The following is a 15,998-nucleotide window of genomic DNA, read 5'->3' as shown; positions in this document are numbered from 1 at the left end:
ATCGGACCCCCATGACCCCCCTCCCCCCGAGCGGGCGACGGCCCGCCGCCGCGCTCCGCGCCGTCCTCTCCGCCGTGGCGGTCTGCCTCCTCTCGTGCCTCCTGGCGGGTCTGCTCCTGCCCCGGGCCGCCGGAGCCAGCACGTCGGCCGGGCGCGACGACGACCCCGTGCCCGCCCCGGCTGCGGGAGCACCGTGGTTCGGTCCGACGCTGGACTGGGCCCAGGACCTCCCGGCCGACTACTCCCGCCGTCTCGGCGCGACGCCGTCGCTGTACTCCCAGCGGGTGTCCTACCCGCTGGGGGCCGAGGACACGACGTACCTGCGCCAGTTCGGGGAGCAGGCGGCGACGCAGGGCGCCGTGGCGGTGCTGACCCTGGAGCCCGACGAGGCCCTGGCCGACCTCGGCACCGACGACGCCGCCGACCTGGCCGACGCGCTGGTCGACCTCCACCGCGCCTACGACAGCTACGTGCTCGTGCGCTTCGCCCCGGAGATGAACGGCACCTGGACCCCCTGGGGCCAGCAGCCGACGGCGTACGTCGAGGCCTTCCGCACCGTCGCCGACGCCGTGCACGGGGCCACCGAGCACGCCGCGATGGTCTGGTCGCCCTCCTACGGAGCGGGCTACCCCTTCGGCGCGTCGGCCCGCGCGGTGGACCCCTCGGGGCAGGTCGAGGTCGACGTGCTCGACACCGACGGCGACGGGACCCTCGACGAGGCCGACGACCCCTACGCGCCCTACTACCCCGGCGACGACGCCGTCGACTGGGTCGGGCTGTCGCTGTTCTCCTTCGGCGGCACCGAGACCGAGCCCGCCGGCCCCGACGGGGTCAACGAGGTGCCGGCCGCCGGCTCCTTCGAGGCCCGTCTCGACGAGACGTGGGGCTACGCCGACGACACCTCCCGCGAGTCGTTCTACGACCGCTTCGCCGCGCCCGGCGACACCCCCGTGCTGCTCGACACCGCGGCGCTGTGGGTGCCCGAGGCCGGCGGCGCCGGGTCCCGCGAGGTCAAGCAGGACTGGTGGCGCCAGGTGCTCGCCGCCCTGCCCGAGCGCCCCCTCGTGGCGGCGCTCACCTGGCTGGAGGTCGAGCGCCCCGAGGACGAGGCGGGCGGGCGCACCGTCGACTGGCGCGCCACGGTCGACGGCCTGGGTCGCCCGCTGCGCGAGGACCTGAGCGCCGCCGGCGTCGACCTGGGGCCGGTCACCAACGTGCTCGACCTCGAGACCGCCAACACCGCCAGCGCCCAGGGTCGCGTGCTCGGCACCGACCTGGGCAACGAGCTGGACTGGATCGTGCTGTGCGCCGTGCTGCTGGCGGCGCTGTTCCTCTTCGCCGGGTTCGCCGGCCGCTTCCTCCCGTCGTGGCGCTACCCCGACGAGCACGACCCGCGCGACCGTCGGCTCGACCTGCTGCGCGGCATGATCATCATCACCGTGGTGGTCACCCACATCGAGCTCAGCAGCCCGTACTCGTTCGTGTCGCTCAAGGCCATCGGGGCGATCACCGGCGCCGAGATGTTCGTGCTGCTCTCCGGGGTCGTGCTGGGCATGATCTACGAGCCGACCGTGCGCAAGCTCGGCGAGCGCGCCACGGCGGTCGTCATGCTCAAGCGCGCCCGCAAGCAGTACGTCGTGGCCCTGGTGGTCGTCGTCCTCGTCTACCTGCTCGGCCGCCTCCCCCTGGTCGACGCCTCCGACATCACCACCTTCACCGACCGCGGCACGGGTGAGAACGGCGGCGCCGTCGCCGGGCAGGTCTACGACCTCTACGCGAACTTCCCGCGGCTCTTCGACTACCCGCCGCCCGGCTACGCGATCCGTCAGCTGCTGCTGCTCGAGATGGGGCCGTGGGTCTTCAACATCATGGGCCTCTTCGTCGTGCTCAGCCTGCTGCTGCCGGCGCTGATGTGGCTGATCCGGCGCCGGATGTGGTGGGTGGTCCTCGCGGTGTCGTGGGCGGGCTACGTCTACGCCACCATCGACGACCCGCACTGGCTGCCCTCGCAGTTCGAGGCGGTCTTCCCCCTGCTCATCTGGCAGGTCGCCTTCACCCACGGCCTGGTCGTGGGCTACTACCGGCGCCAGATCACCCGGGTGCTCACGACCCGGCCCGGGAAGCTCGCGACCGCGGCCTTCGTGGTGGGCTACGCCGCCGTGCTGGCCTGGGTCTGGTGGGGCAACGCCCACGGCGGCCTCGCCCCGGCCCCGCTGCCCGCCGACAGCTACGCCTGGCTGCTGGAGAACTTCTACATCCGCGTCTTCCTCCAGCCCGGGCGGCTCATCGACCTGGTGCTCGTGGTGGTCGTGGCCTTCGCGGTGCTCACCACCTGCTGGAAGCCCATCGACAAGGCCATCGGCTGGCTGTGGATCCCGATGGGGCAGGCCAGCCTCTACGTCTTCATCGTCCACGTCTTCTTCGCCCTGGCCGTGGCCAACGTGCCCGGCCTGGACCGCACGGGCTTCTGGCAGGGCACCCTGATCCACACCGTGGTGGTGCTGGCCATCTGGGCCATGGTCAAGCGCCAGGTGCTGTTCTCGGTGATCCCCCGCTGAGCGCCGCCCCCGGGCCCGGACGGCCGCGGTCGGCCCCGCGGGCCGCCGTGCTGGTGCTCGTGGTCACCGCGGCCGTCAGCCTCGGGCTCGGCGCGCTCGGGCTGCCCTCGCCGGTGCTCTTCGGGGCGCTGGTGGGCGGCATGGCGCACGCCCTGACCTCCCCGACCGAGCTGCGGGTGCCGCCGGCTGCCTTCCGCGTCGGGCAGGGCGTCATCGGCGTCACCATCGGGGCCATGGTGAGCGTGGCCGCGCTCCAGCAGGCGGGTCGCGACCTGCTGCCCATCGGCCTGGTCACCCTCGGCACCCTCGCCCTCAGTCTCGGCGCCGGGCGGCTGCTGACGCTGCGGCGCGACGTCTCCCCCGTCACCGGCGCCTTCGCCCTCATCGCCGGCGGCGCGTCGGGCATCGTCGCCGTGGCGCGCGACCTGGGCGCCGACGAGCGCGTGGTGACCGTCGTGCAGTACCTCCGGGTGCTCGTCGTGCTGCTGGCGATGCCGCTGGTCACCAGCGTCGTCTTCGCCCCCGCGGGCGGGGCGGGCGGGCCCGGCGACGCCGGCGTCACGGGTGCCGCGGGCAGCGACGGTGGTGCGCTGGCCACCGAGACCGGCTTCGTGCTGGTGTCGCTCGTGCTCGGGCTGGCCCTGGCCCGCGCGCTGCCCGTGCCGACGGGCGTGCTGCTCTGGCCGATGCTGGTCGCGGCGGTGCTCGCCGCCACCGGGTGGCTCGGCGCTGCCGGCGTACCGGTGGTGGTGCAGTGGGTGGGCTACCTGCTGATCGGCGTGCAGGTCGGGCTGCGCTTCACCCGCGAGAGCCTGCGCTCCATCGCCAGGATGCTGCCGGTCGTGCTGGTGCTCATCGCGGGTCTCGTGGTCTCGACCGCCGCGATGGGCGCGGTGCTGGCACGCGCCACGGAGGTCGACGGGCTCACCGCCTACCTCGCGACCACCCCGGGCGGGCTCTTCGCGGTGCTGGCCACAGCGGCCGACAGCGGCGCCGACGTCACCTACGTCCTGGCCGTGCAGGTGCTGCGGCTCGTGGTGATCCTGCTGCTCACGCCCCTGCTGGCGCGCTGGCTGCGCCCTGACGCCGGCCCGTCGTCGCGGTAGCAGCGCCCTCGCGCCGGGGGCACACGCTCAGTCGGGCGTGGGCACGTCGGCCTCCCAGCGGGCACGTCGCTCGGCGTCGCTCTGCTCCCACCACGGCTCGCCCCGCTCGCCGAGCGCGACCTTGGCGGCCTGGACGCCGGCGCGCGAGCGCTTCTCCTCCGCGGTGCCGCGGGTGCGCCTGACGTCGCGGCGCCACGCCATGAGCACCCGCTGGAGCTCGGCCCGTCGCTCCTCGGGCACCATCGGGTCGGTCGCACGCCAGCGGCGCCCGTCGATGACCACGTGGTGACCGTCGTCGGTCAGCGGCGCCCGCTCCTCGCTCACGGCAGCACCCCGGCCTGGAGGGCCTCGCGGTCGATGACGCGGCGGGCCCGGAGGCGGTAGCGGGTGATCTGCACCAGCCCGAGGCCCCACAGGAGGTACTGCAGCGCCATCGCCCACCGGAAGGCCTCCGGGGTGTAGGAGGTGCTCGCGCCCGGGGTGCGCCAGTCGAGCACCAGACCGATGGCCACGACCAGCAGCAGGCTGGCGAGGAAGCCGCCCACGTTGATGATGCCGGTGGAGCTGGCCAGCCGCTCGGCGGGGTTGGAGGTGCGCCCCACGTCGAAGCCGATCATCGAGGCCGGACCGCCCACCCCGCAGACCAGGGCCAGCACGACCAGCACGCCGAACGGCGCCTCCCCCGGCCAGGCCAGCACGACGGTCCAGGTGGCGGCGATCGCCGTGACTACCACGAGGGCCATGGTCGAGCGGTGCCAGGGGTGGTGACCCACGAGCCAGCCGAGCACCGGCCCGCCGGTGACCACGGCGACGACGAGCAGCGTCAGCAGGACGCCCGCCTCGGTGGGCGTGCGCCCCTCGCCGCGCACGAAGAACGGGTAGCCCCACAGCAGGCTCAGGGTGGTCGCGCTGAACTGGGTCGAGAAGTGGATCCAGAAGCCCAGGCGCGTGCCCGGGTGGGCCCACGAGGCGGCCAGGCTGCGGCGCACGGCGCTCGGCGACAGGGCGGCGCCGCGCAGGTTGCGGGCGTCGGGGGTGTCGCGCAGCACGACCAGGCCGACGAGGGCCAGGATGACGCCCAGCGAGGCCGTGAACAGGTAGGCCCGCGTCCAGCCCACCGTCGAGAGCGCCCAGGTCATGGGCACCGCCGCCCCGATGGCGCCGACCTGGCCGAGGGTGCCGGTCAGCTGGGTGATGAGCGGGATGCGTCGCGGGGCGAACCACATCGCGAGGGTGCGCAGCACGCAGATGAAGGTCATGGCGTCGCCGAGACCGACGAAGAAGCGCGCCAGCAGCGCCAGCGGGTAGGTCTCGGCCAGCGCGAAGCCGGCCTGGGCCGCGGAGAGCACGACGGCGCCGGTCAGCAGCACGCTGCGCGAGCCGAACCGGTCGACGAGCAGCCCGACCGGCACCTGCATCGCGGCGTAGACGAGCAGCTGCAGCATCGTGAAGGTGGCCAGCTGGGCCGCGGAGATGTCGAAGCGCTCGGTCGCGGCCAGGCCGGCGACCGCCAGGGAGGAGCGGTGGAACACCGCCAGCAGGTAGATCAGCAGGCCGACGGTCCACACCGGGAGGGCCGCGCGGAGCGTGGGCTCGACGGTCGGGTTCACTCCCCCATCCTGCTCCCGCGCGACGTCGGCGCCGCACCAGGGGTCGGGCGCCGGACGGACCGGTGCTGGGAAGGGTGGTCGGAGCGGTGGTCGGGGCAGGGGTCGGGGCAGGGGCCGGGCCTCAGTCGAGGCAGAACTCGTTGCCCTCGGGGTCGGCCATCACGATGATGCCCTCGTCGGCGCCGTCGGCCTCCACACGCCGCAGCCGGCTGCCGCCCAGGGCGACCAGGCGCTCGCACTCGGCCTCGAGCGCGGCCATGCGCGCCTCGCCGCTGAGACCCGGCGCGGCCCGCACGTCGAGGTGCACGCGGTTCTTCGTGGCCTTCGTCTCGGGCACCCGCTGGAAGAACAGCCGCGGGCCGCTGCCGGTGGGGTCGTGGACGGCCCAGGCCCGCCCCCGCTCCTCGGGCGGCACGCCCCAGGCCTCCAGGGCCGCCTCCCACGTGTCGAACCCAGCCGGGGGCTCGTCGTCGACGTAGCCCAGCACGGCGCGCCAGAAGCCGGCCAGCCCGCGCGGGTCGGCGGCGTCGAGGGTCACCTGCACCTCGCGCACGACCGCCGCCGCGTCGGGGCCCGCCAGGCTCACTTGGTGGCCTCCATCATCTGCCGCAGCTCCTTCTTGAGGTCGGAGATCTCGTCGCGCATGCGGGCCGCGACCTCGAACTGCAGCTCGGCCGCCGCCGTGCGCATCTGCTCGGTGAGGTCCTGGATGAGCTGGGCGAGGTCGGCGCTGGGCATGCCCGAGACGTCGGGGGCGTGGGTCCCGGCGGCCTTCTCCCCCAGCACCGGGGTGGGCTGACGGACCTTCACACCGCCGGCGCGTCCCTTGGCGGCCGTGCCGGCCCAGGTCTCGAGCAGCGCCTGGGTGTTCTCGTCCTCGCGGGCGAGCATCTCGGTGATGTCGGCGATCTTCTTGCGCAGCGGCATCGGGTCGACGCCGTGGGCCTTGTTGTAGGCGATCTGCTTGTCGCGGCGGCGGTTGGTCTCCTCGATCGCCATCTCCATCGAGGGGGTGATCTTGTCGGCGTACATGTGCACCTGGCCCGACACGTTGCGCGCTGCTCGGCCGATGGTCTGGATGAGCGACTTGTCGGAGCGCAGGAAGCCCTCCTTGTCGGCGTCGAGGATCGAGACGAGCGACACCTCGGGCAGGTCGAGGCCCTCGCGCAGCAGGTTGATGCCGACCAGCACGTCGTAGTCGCCCAGGCGCAGGTCGCGCAGCAGCTCGATGCGCTTGAGGGTGTCGATCTCGGAGTGGAGGTAGCGGGTGCGGATGCCGGCGTCGAGGAGGTAGTCGGTGAGGTCCTCCGACATCTTCTTGGTCAGCGTGGTGACCAGGACCCGCTCGTCCTTCTCCGCCCGCAGCCGGATCTCGTGGATGAGGTCGTCGATCTGGCCCTTCGTGGGCTTGACCACCACCTCGGGGTCGATGAGGCCGGTCGGGCGGATGATCTGCTCGACGGTGTCGCCGCCGACCTTGTCCAGCTCGTAGTCGCCCGGGGTCGCGGAGAGGTAGATCGTCTGACCGATCCGCTCCAGGAACTCCTCCCACCGCAGCGGTCGGTTGTCCATGGCGCTGGGGAGGCGGAAGCCGTGGTCGACGAGGTTGCGCTTGCGCGACATGTCGCCCTCGTACATGCCACCGATCTGCGGCACCGCCACGTGGGACTCGTCGACGACGAGGAGGTAGTCCTCGGGGAAGTAGTCGAGCAGGCAGTTGGGCGCCGAGCCGTGGGTGCGCCCGTCCATGTGCATCGAGTAGTTCTCGATGCCGGAGCAGGAGCCGACCTGGCGCATCATCTCGACGTCGTAGGTCGTGCGCATGCGCAGCCGCTGGGCCTCGAGCAGCTTGCCCTGCTTCTCGAAGGCGGCGAGCTGGTCCTCCAGCTCCAGCTCGATGCCCTTGATGGCCCGCTCCATGCGCTCGGGGCCGGCGACGTAGTGGGTCGCGGGGAAGACGTAGAGCTCGGTGTCCTCGGTGAGCACCTCGCCGGTGACGGCGTGCAGGCTCATGAGCCGCTCGATCTCGTCGCCGAAGAACTCGATGCGGATCGCGTGCTCCTCGTAGACCGGGAAGATCTCGAGGGTGTCGCCGCGCACCCGGAAGGTGCCCCGGGTGAAGGACATGTCGTTGCGGGTGTACTGGATCTCCACCAGCTGGCGCAGGATCGAGTCGCGGTCGCGCTCCTCGCCGACCTTGAGCCGCAGCATGCGGTCGACGTACTCCTGCGGGGTGCCGAGGCCGTAGATGCAGGACACCGTCGAGACCACGATGACGTCGCGTCGGGTCAGCAACGAGTTGGTGGCCGAGTGCCGCAGCCGCTCGACCTCCTCGTTGATCGAGGAGTCCTTCTCGATGTAGGTGTCGGTCTGCGGCACGTAGGCCTCGGGCTGGTAGTAGTCGTAGTAGCTCACGAAGTACTCGACCGCGTTGTCGGGGAAGAGCTGGCGCAGCTCGTTGGCGAACTGCGCGGCCAGCGTCTTGTTGGGCTGGAGCACCAGCATGGGGCGCTGCACCTGCTCGGCCACCCAGGCCACGGTGGCCGTCTTGCCCGTGCCGGTGGCACCGAGGAGGACGACGTCCTCGACCCCGTCGTTGATGCGGCGGGTGATCTCCTTGATGGCGGTCGGCTGGTCTCCGGAGGGCTCGTAGTCGGAGACGACCTTGAAGGGGGCCACGCGGCGCTCGAGATCGGTGACGGGTCGCATGCTGCGAGCCTACGACCGGCCACCGACAGTCCCCACCGTGACGCTAGGTTGTCCCCGTGAGACCGCGACCGCCGAGCGTCGCCGACCGTGTGGTCACCCTGCTGCGCCGGACCCTGCTGAGCGTCTTCGGCGTGCCCCTGGTCATCGCGGTCGCGATGTCGCTGGTCGACTCCTACCGCCGCCGCGGCAAGCACCCCAAGCCCTTCCCGACCACGCCGCCGCGCACGGTGGACATCGGCGACGGCGCGGTGACGACCTACACCTACGGCCAGGACCTCTACGAGGACATGCTCGCGGCCATCGAGGGCGCCGAGCGGCAGATCCTCTTCGAGACCTACATCTGGAAGGGCGACCAGACCGGCGAGCGGTTCAAGCACGCGCTCGTCGCGGCCGCCGACCGCGGCGTCGACGTCTACTGCATCTACGACGGGTTCGCCAACCTGGTCGTCTCCCCCGTCTTCAAGCGCTTCCCCCGCCAGGTCAAGGTGCTGCGCTACCCCGTCTACGCCGCCGGCTGGCGCTTCTTCGACGTCCGCCGCTACGGCCGCGACCACCGCAAGATCCTGGTCGTCGACAGCACGGTCGGCTTCGTGGGCGGCTACAACATCGGCGACGCCTACGAGACCGAGTGGCGCGACACCCACGTGCGGATCACCGGCCCCGGCGTGTGGGACCTGCAGCGCGCCTTCGCCGACTTCTGGAACCTCAACCGCCGTCGCCTCATCGGCGTGAGCGAGCGGCCGCTGCTGCTGGAGACCAGCTCGGTGTGGGAGCCCCGGATCCGGATCCAGCGCAACGTGCCGCGGCTGTGGATGTTCCCCATCCGGTCGATGTACCTTGAGGCCATCAACCGCGCCAGCCGCAACGTGTGGATGACGCAGGCCTACTTCATCCCCGACCAGGACTTCGTCGACGCCCTGCGGGCCGCCGCGCGCCGCGGGGTCGACGTGCGCCTGCTGGTGCCGCTGAAGTCCAACCACATCGTGGCCGACTGGATCTCGCGCGGCTACTTCTCCCAGCTGCTCGACGCCGGGGTGCGCATCTTCCGCTTCCGCGACGCGATGGTGCACGCCAAGACCGCCACCGTCGACGGCACGTGGACCACGGTCGGCACCGCCAACATCGACCGGCTGAGCCTCTCGGGCAACTACGAGGTCAACGTCGAGGTCATCGACGAGTCGCTGGCCAAGACGCTGGAGGAGATCTGGATGGTCGACGAGTCCAACAGCCTCGAGCTCACCCGTGGCGAGTGGGAGGCACGCGACCTGCACCGCAAGTTCACCGAGCTCGTGCTGCGCCCGCTGCGCCCCCTGCTCTGAGGCGCGCCGCTCCGCCGGCTCGACCGCTCGGGACCGGTGCTCCGGGCCGGGCTGCTCCGGACCGGGCTGCTCCGGACCGGGCTGGTCGGGCCTCAGCGCCGGGCGCGCTGCGGGGCGGCCCTCGGGAAGTCGATGGCCCCGGCGAGCTGCAGCGCCTTGGCCCGGTCGCCGCGGACCTTCAGCTGGCCGCGGAGCACTCCGGTCATGACGCTGAGCTGGCCCGTGGCCAGGCGCAGGAAGTCGTGGGCCTCGCACACGATGGTGGCGTCCCGACCGTCCCGACCGTCGTCGCCGGTCTCGGTGCGCTCCACGGTGGTGTGCCCGCGGTCGATGCGCACCAGGTAGCGGTCGGCCGGGAGGTCGCCGCTGGCCGCCAGGCGGAAGCCGACGGCGACGCGCAGCCGCGAGGAGCGGCGGGCGTCGACGAAGTCGGGCAGGCGGCGGAAGACCTCGTCGAGCACGACCGGTCGGAAGCCGCCGGCCATGACCGAGCGCAGGTGGTCGGTGCTCGCCTCCGCGACCGCCGTGGCGACCTCGACCGGGTCGAGGGCGGTGGGGTCGACGGCCACCTCGTCGTGGCCGGGCACCCGGAACAGGCCACCCACGCCCAGCGCCAGCATCGCGTCGCCCTCGACCTCGAGGTGGCCCGCGAGGTAGTCGAGGGCCGCGTTGCCCTGGCCGGTGACGAGCCGGGCGAAGCGCAGCAGGGTGCTGCGCAGGACGACGTCGGCCCCCGCGGGGTCCGCCCCGAGGGCGGACGCCTCCACGAGGGGCTCGATGACCCCGTCGGCGAAGGCCAGGCCCCGCGTCTCGACCCCGCCGTCGCTGGTGGCCAGCTCGAAGCGGACCGAGCCCTTGAGGTCGGCCAGCCGCGCGGGGTCGGCGTACTCGTCGAGGCGTCGCAGGATGCCGGTGACGGCGGCGGCGCGGACCTGGGGGCGCCCGAGGAGCTCGACGAGCCGGTCGTCGGGCGTCGCGGCGACCGCGGCGACCAGACCCTCGGCGGGGGCCGCGGCGAAGAAGGCGGCGGCGGACTCGCGGTCGGCGGTGCGCAGCAGGTCGAGGTCGGTGCTCATCGGTCCTCCGGCAGGTGTGACTCGGCTCACGTGAGTGTGACACGAAGTCGCAGCAACCGTCCTGGGACCCCGCGGACCGGCGCGTCGGGCCCCCGGGGCCAGGCGCCGGCGAGCGGGAGTGGCGTACCTCATCCGGCGTCCGCTCGCCTCGACCCCCCGTCGTGTCCGATCATGTGGTGACGTGCCCGACTCCCTGCCTCTCGGAGGATCCGTGACCCCGCTCGACCCCGGCCCCACCACACCGGACGACCTCGGCGCCGTCGCGGCCCTGCTTCCCCTGATGACCGAGGTCGTCGTGGAGCGCGGCGCCACGCTGTTCGCCCAGGGCGACCGGCACGAGACGATGTACCTCGTGCGCGAGGGCGCGCTGAAGGTCACCCGCGCCAACCGCGACGAGCGCCCGACCATCCTGGCGGTGGTGGGCCCCGGCGAGATGCTGGGCGAGATGGCCCTGCTCGACGGCCGCGAGCGCGGCGCCACGGTCACCGCCATCACCCGCGCACACCTGCTGGAGCTGGAGCGGGACGTCTTCGACCGCGAGCTCGAGCGCGACCCGGCGATCGCGGTGGCGCTGCTGCAGGACCTCGCCCGCCGGCTGCGCCGCTCCAACGACACCGTCTCCGACCTCGCCTTCGCCGACGTGCCGAGCCGCGTGGCTCGCACCGTGCGCCACCTGGCCTCGAAGTTCGGCACCACCACCGACGAGGGCCACCTCAGGGTCGAGCACCAGCTCACCCAGGAGGAGCTCGCCCAGCTCGTGGGCTCGGCGCGCGAGACGGTCAACAAGGCCCTGGCCTCGCTCTCGCGTCGCGGCGTCATCGAGGTGCGCCAGCGCACCATCACCGTCATCGACCGGGACGCGCTGGAGCGCCTGGCCGGCTGACCTCTCCGCCCGCCGCGGCGGCACACCCCACCGCTCAGGGGCGGGTGACGCGGGAGGGCAGGTGGGTGCGCGGCGCCATCTTCGCGCCGCGGCGCGGCCGGTGGAGGCCGGCCGCCCCCAGCAGCATCGGCACCCGCCCCCGGTGGGGACGCCACGGCTCGAGGTAGGCCGCCATCGCCTCGTCGTCGAACGGCTCGCCCGTCAGCGCCCACCCGACGTCCTTGGCCACGTGGTAGTCCCCGAAGGAGACGGCGTCGGGATCGCCGTGGGCGCGCTGGCGGACCTCCGCGCTCGTCCACACCCCGATGCCGGGCAAGGTCCGGAGCCGCCGGTCGGCCTCCTCGGGGGCGAGGGTGGCCGTGCGCTCGAGGGCGTCGGCCACGCGCGCGGCCGTGACCAGGGTGCGCGAGCGCTGGGGATCGACGTGCAGCTGGAGCCACTCCCACGAGGCGATGGTGCGCAGCCGCTCCGGTGGCGGCTGCACCCACAGCCGCAGCTGCTCCCCCGGACCCGGCGCGCGCTCACCGAAGCGGTGGACGAGCATCCGGAAGCCCGCGAACGCCTCCTGGCCGGTGACCTTCTGCTCCAGGATCGCCGGCACCAGCGCCTCCATGACCAGGCCGGTGCGGCCCAGGCGCAGGTCGGGGTGGAGGCGGCGGGCCTCGGCCACGACGGGGTGGCGGGGCTCGAAACCGGACCAGTCGTCGTCGGCGCCCAGCATCGCCGGCACCGACTCCAGGGCCCAGGACGCCCCGGGCCCCCACGCCTCGGCGTGCACCTCGCCCAGGCCCGGGCGGGGGTGCACCAGCAGGGTGGCGGGCCCCTCCGGGGTGCGGATGCCGCGCCAGTGCCGCTCACCGTCGATGCGGTAGGTCGGGTCGCCGCCGCCGCGCTTGTGCAGCCGCAGCACCCGCGCCGCCGGACAGGCCCACGCCGGGCGCCACACCCTGACCTGCCCGCCGCTGGTCGCCGACGACTCGCTCACGGGCACGACGCTACGCCAGGGCGCCGACGGTGCACCCCCGGACCGAGGGACGTCGACCCGCGGGCCCTCGTCGGGGTGAGGCGGTGTCGGTGGGGGTCGCCACAATGGGGGGATGCTGCTCGCCGACGTCGTCGCCACCTCCGAGGCGGTGGCCGCGACCCGCTCCCGCAAGGCGAAGGTCGAGGCCCTGGCCGCACTCCTGCGCCGGCTCGACCACGCCCGGCCCGACGAGGTCGACGTCGTGGTCACCTACCTCGCCGGCTCCCTGCGCCAGCGTCGCACCGGTCTCGGGTGGCGGTCGGTCGCCGACCTGCCGCCGCCCGCCGAGACGGCGGGGCTCGACGTGGTCGAGGTCGACCGGGCCTTCACGGCGCTGTCGGCGCTCGCGGGCCCGGGCTCGCAGTCGGCTCGCGCCGCCGCCGTGGCCGACCTCTTCGGGCGCGCCGACGCCGCCGAGCAGGCCTGGCTGCGCGGGGCCGTCACCGGCGAGGTGCGACAGGGCGCGCTCGACGCCGTCGTGCAGGAGGCCGTGGCCGCCGTGGCTCAGGTGCCGGTCGCCGACGTGCGCCGCGCGGCGATGCTGGCGGGCTCGACCGTGGCCGCCGGGGTGGCCGCCCTCACCGGGGGCGCCGACGCGTTGGCCGGATTCGGGCTCGAGGTGGGGCGGCCGGTGCTGCCCATGCTCGCCTCCTCGGCGCCGGACGTGGCGGCGGGCCTGGTCAAGGCCGGAGCCGTGGGTGGTGGCGTGGTCGTCGACACCAAGCTCGACGGCATCCGGGTGCAGGTGCACCGCCGCGGCGAGGAGGTCGTCATCGCGACCCGCTCCCTCGACGACATCACCCACCGGCTGCCCGAGGTCGTCGCCGTGACCCTCGCCCTCGACGCCGAGAGCGTGGTCCTCGACGGCGAGGCCCTCTCCCTCGACGAGCACGGTCGACCGCGCGCCTTCCAGGACACCGCCTCGCGCACGGCGCAGGGCGCCAGCGACGACGGGCTCCACGTCACCCCGTACTTCTTCGACATCCTCCACCTCGACGGCCGCGACCTGCTCGACGAGCCCCTCGAGACCCGCCTCGCCGCGCTCGACGCGCTCGTGCCCGCCGAGCACCGGGTGGCCCGTCTCGCGGGCCCGTCCGAGCGGCAGGCCCAGGACTTCGCCGCCGAGGTCGTCGCCGCCGGCCACGAGGGGGTGGTGGTGAAGTCGCTGTCGTCCTCCTACGACGCGGGCCGCCGCGGCGCGGGCTGGGTCAAGGTCAAGCCGGTGCACACCCTCGACCTCGTCGTGCTCGCCGCGGAGTGGGGCTCGGGTCGCCGCACGGGCCTGCTGTCGAACATCCACCTCGGCGCCGCCGACGGCGCCGGCGGTTTCGTGATGCTGGGCAAGACGTTCAAGGGCATGACCGACGAGACGCTGGCCTGGCAGACCGAGCGGTTCCTGGGCCTCGAGACCCACCGCGAGGGCCACGTGGTCCACGTGCGCCCCGAGCAGGTCGTCGAGATCGCGCTCGACGGCGTGCAGCGCTCGACCCGCTACCCCGGTGGGCTGGCGCTGCGCTTCGCCCGGGTCGTGCGCTACCGCGACGACAAGGGCCCCGAGCAGGCCGACACGATCGCCGCCGTGCGGGCGCACTTCCGAGAGGAGCGCACACCATGAGGATGCCGCCCATCGTGGTGGCGGCGGGCCTCGTCGGCGCCGTCGTCCTGAGCGGCGGGTGCACGGCGCCCGCCGGGGGCGGGGCGGACCGGGACCCGACCGAGGTCGAGGAGGTCACCACGACTGCCACGGTCGGGGCCGACGAGCTCCGCTCGGCGTCCGGCGGCGACGCGGGCCGCTACTCCTGGACCGACCTGAGGGTGACCAACGACCAGTCGCTCGGGTACTTCACGGGCTCGATCCGCGTCACGAACGACGGCGAGGACGCGGCCGACGTCCGCGTCGAGGTCACGGCCGTCGGTGGGCAGCAGAGGCTGGGCACGCTGACCGGCCTGTCCCTGGTGGAGTCCGGAGCGGCGACGACGATCGGCCTCACCTCGCTGGACGAGTTCGCGAGGGCCACGACCTTCGAGGTCGAGCTCTCCACCGCCCCCTGACCCGGCGACGCGCGAGGAAGTAGCCCCGACCCCCACCGAGCCCGGCACACCACCGTGTCGGCCTCCTCCGCTGACCACGAGGCGTCCACAGCCGCGGTCGTGGCGTCGATGCTCCCCAGGTGCACCCACCATTGGCCCCCGCGGACGGCGTGGACGGTTGGCTGTGGCCATGTCCATGACCGCCCTCACCTCGGCCGCGACGCGGCCACCCGAGACCCTCGCCGCGCGAGCACGGGCCGCCCTCGGCGCCCTGGCCGACGCGCCCTGGGACGTGCTCGGCGACGACGACCTACTGGCGAGCGCCCTCGACCTCGTCGCGGCCCGGTCGGCACTGCGGGCCGCCGAGGCGCGGGCCCTCGTGGAGATCGATCGTCGCGACCTCGCCCGCCGCAGCCTGGGCTGGGGCTCCACCGCCGACTGGCTGACCCACGTCGCCGGACTCCGGGTCTCCCAGGGTCGCCAGGCCGTCGCCCACGCCCACGAGCTGGTCGGCGACCGGGCGGCCACGCTGGCCGCCCTCGTCGCCGGCACCGTCAGCCCCGAGCAGGCCGCCCTCGTGATCGACGCGGTCGAGGAGCTGCCCGCCGAGACCGCCCTGCGCACGCGGGCCGAGACCTCGCTGCTGGAGAAGGCCGACCACCTCCACGCGACCGACCTCGCGCGGGCCGCCGTACGCGTGGTCGACGAGGTGGACCCCGGGCGCGCCGCGCGGGAGCGCGAGCGCCAGCGCGACCGTCTGGCCCGCGCGTCCCACCGCCGTCGGTTCCTGTCGATCAGCGACGACGGCGCGGGCGGGGTCAGGGTCCGCGGGCGCGGCAGCGCCGAGGACGCCGCGGTCCTGCGCCAGGCGCTGCTGCCGCTCACCGCCCCCGCCCCGTCGGTCGACCCGCAGACCGGTGAGCGGCTTAGCGACCCCCGGGACCACGGCGCCCGCACCTGGGACGCCCTGGTGCAGGTGGCGCAGCACGCGCTCGACACCGACGCGGTGCCCGGATCGCACGGCGAGCGCACCCGCGTGAGCGTCACGATCCCCTGGGAGCAACTGCGGGACGCCGTCGGCGCCACGCGCGGCGGGGAGACCGACGACGGCCTCACGCTGAGCGCCGGCACGGTGCGGCGGATGGCGTGCGACGCCACCGTCATCCCCGCCGTCCTCGGCGCGGAGTCCGCCGTGCTCGACCTGGGCCGCGAGGCGCGCGTGGTCTCAGCCTCGCTGTGGCGCGCCCTGGTGGCTCGCGACACCCACTGCACCTTCCCCGGCTGCGGACGTCCCCCGGTGATGTGCCACGCCCACCACGTCGAGCACTGGGCCGACGGCGGCCCCACCGCCCTGGGCAACCTGGCGCTGCTCTGCGGGCACCACCACCGCACCATCCACGACACACCGTGGCAGGTGCGGACGGGCTCGGACGGCCGACCGGAGTTCCTCCCACCGACAGGTCTGTCGGAGACCGGCTCGCGCGCATGCTCCACGCCCGGCGACGCGCTGGGCCCGCACGACGCCTCGGAGGACCGGTCCGACGCACACGCCACGCCCTCAGGCTGGGGCAGGACCCGCCGCCGTGCCACGGCTGCCCGACCAGATCCGGACCCACCGCACGACGAGAACTGACGGTCCCGTCACAGCCGTGCAACTGAGAGTTGCACCAGTCGTACGATAC

The 15,998-nt window shown here is 73.8% G+C and carries 13 protein-coding genes; 7 read left to right on the top strand and 6 right to left on the bottom strand.

Translation table 11 applies throughout. From position 1 onward, the window contains the following. Positions 1-11 precede the first annotated feature (11 nt). On the top strand, positions 12-2,558 hold the full coding sequence (gene opgC / locus ASF50_RS07825; RefSeq protein WP_056903975.1) for an OpgC domain-containing protein: 2,547 nt from the start codon (positions 12-14) through the stop codon (positions 2,556-2,558). A 47-nt stretch (positions 2,559-2,605) separates the two neighbouring features. Beyond that, positions 2,606-3,664, top strand: coding sequence for an AbrB family transcriptional regulator (locus ASF50_RS07820; RefSeq protein ID WP_200920048.1), 1,059 nt, complete (start codon positions 2,606-2,608; stop codon positions 3,662-3,664). Between the two features lie 27 nt (positions 3,665-3,691). Here the strand turns inward: ASF50_RS07820 and ASF50_RS07815 are convergent, their stop codons facing one another. The 4 genes from ASF50_RS07815 to uvrB all read right to left on the bottom strand — a co-directional run bounded on the left by ASF50_RS07815 (position 3,692) and on the right by uvrB (position 7,983). Then, entirely contained in the window at positions 3,692-3,988 is a 297-nt protein-coding gene (locus tag ASF50_RS07815; RefSeq protein ID WP_056864310.1) for a hypothetical protein, read from the bottom strand. Beyond that, entirely contained in the window at positions 3,985-5,274 is a 1,290-nt protein-coding gene (locus ASF50_RS07810; protein ID WP_235557587.1) for an MFS transporter, read from the bottom strand. The genes ASF50_RS07815 and ASF50_RS07810 overlap by 4 nt, the downstream gene beginning before the upstream one ends. 121 nt (positions 5,275-5,395) lie before the next feature. Beyond that, a complete protein-coding gene (locus ASF50_RS07805; RefSeq protein WP_235557586.1) occupies positions 5,396-5,860 on the bottom strand; it encodes a VOC family protein in 465 nt (154 codons plus the stop codon). Further along, positions 5,857-7,983, bottom strand: coding sequence for an excinuclease ABC subunit UvrB (uvrB, locus tag ASF50_RS07800; protein ID WP_056864309.1), 2,127 nt, complete (start codon positions 7,981-7,983; stop codon positions 5,857-5,859). The genes ASF50_RS07805 and uvrB overlap by 4 nt, the downstream gene beginning before the upstream one ends. Positions 7,984-8,039: 56 nt before the next feature. Between uvrB and ASF50_RS07795 the strand changes: the two genes are divergently transcribed. Then, entirely contained in the window at positions 8,040-9,302 is a 1,263-nt protein-coding gene (locus ASF50_RS07795; protein WP_156697880.1) for a phospholipase D-like domain-containing protein, read from the top strand. 92 nt (positions 9,303-9,394) lie between these two features. Here ASF50_RS07795 and ASF50_RS07790 read toward each other — a convergent pair whose 3' ends face one another. Continuing rightward, the gene (locus ASF50_RS07790; protein WP_056903974.1) at positions 9,395-10,378 is read right to left on the bottom strand and encodes an SCP2 sterol-binding domain-containing protein; all 984 of its coding nucleotides are present in this window, start codon (positions 10,376-10,378) and stop codon (positions 9,395-9,397) included. A 211-nt stretch (positions 10,379-10,589) separates the two neighbouring features. On the opposite strand from ASF50_RS07790, the gene ASF50_RS07785 reads away from it, so the two are divergent. Then, positions 10,590-11,261: a Crp/Fnr family transcriptional regulator gene (locus tag ASF50_RS07785; RefSeq protein WP_056903973.1), complete on the top strand. Its 672-nt coding sequence runs from the start codon at positions 10,590-10,592 to the stop codon at positions 11,259-11,261. 34 nt (positions 11,262-11,295) lie between these two features. Here ASF50_RS07785 and ASF50_RS07780 read toward each other — a convergent pair whose 3' ends face one another. Then, a complete protein-coding gene (locus ASF50_RS07780; protein ID WP_228942088.1) occupies positions 11,296-12,246 on the bottom strand; it encodes a DNA-3-methyladenine glycosylase family protein in 951 nt (316 codons plus the stop codon). Between the two features lie 112 nt (positions 12,247-12,358). Here ASF50_RS07780 and ASF50_RS07775 point away from each other — a divergent pair, with 112 nt between their 5' ends. From ASF50_RS07775 to ASF50_RS07765, 3 genes are all read left to right on the top strand, one after another. After that, a complete protein-coding gene (locus tag ASF50_RS07775) occupies positions 12,359-13,900 on the top strand; it encodes an ATP-dependent DNA ligase (RefSeq protein WP_056903972.1) in 1,542 nt (513 codons plus the stop codon). After that, a complete protein-coding gene (locus ASF50_RS07770; RefSeq protein ID WP_156718146.1) occupies positions 13,897-14,337 on the top strand; it encodes a hypothetical protein in 441 nt (146 codons plus the stop codon). The genes ASF50_RS07775 and ASF50_RS07770 overlap by 4 nt, the downstream gene beginning before the upstream one ends. A gap of 169 nt (positions 14,338-14,506) precedes the next feature. Beyond that, complete coding sequence (locus ASF50_RS07765) at positions 14,507-15,949, top strand: HNH endonuclease signature motif containing protein (RefSeq protein ID WP_156718145.1); 1,443 nt, start codon at positions 14,507-14,509, stop codon at positions 15,947-15,949. Positions 15,950-15,998: the final 49 nt, after the last annotated feature.

The sequence above is a fragment of the Nocardioides sp. Leaf307 genome, assembly GCF_001423135.1.
GTDB classification, from domain to species: Bacteria; Actinomycetota; Actinomycetes; order Propionibacteriales; family Nocardioidaceae; genus Nocardioides; species Nocardioides kribbensis.
Note: the sequence above shows the minus strand (reverse complement) of the source record. Positions and strands in the feature narration are given on the sequence as shown.

Excerpts from the sequence above, each read along its gene's own strand:
- opgC (WP_056903975.1), top strand. The coding sequence starts at position 12 with ATGACCCCCCTCCCCCCGAGCGGGCGACGGCCCGCCGCCGCGCTCCGC.
- uvrB (WP_056864309.1), bottom strand. The coding sequence starts at position 7,983 with ATGCGACCCGTCACCGATCTCGAGCGCCGCGTGGCCCCCTTCAAGGTC.
- ASF50_RS07790 (WP_056903974.1), bottom strand. The coding sequence starts at position 10,378 with ATGAGCACCGACCTCGACCTGCTGCGCACCGCCGACCGCGAGTCCGCC.
- ASF50_RS07775 (WP_056903972.1), top strand. The coding sequence starts at position 12,359 with ATGCTGCTCGCCGACGTCGTCGCCACCTCCGAGGCGGTGGCCGCGACC.
- ASF50_RS07770 (WP_156718146.1), top strand. The coding sequence starts at position 13,897 with ATGAGGATGCCGCCCATCGTGGTGGCGGCGGGCCTCGTCGGCGCCGTC.
- ASF50_RS07765 (WP_156718145.1), top strand. The coding sequence starts at position 14,507 with ATGTCCATGACCGCCCTCACCTCGGCCGCGACGCGGCCACCCGAGACC.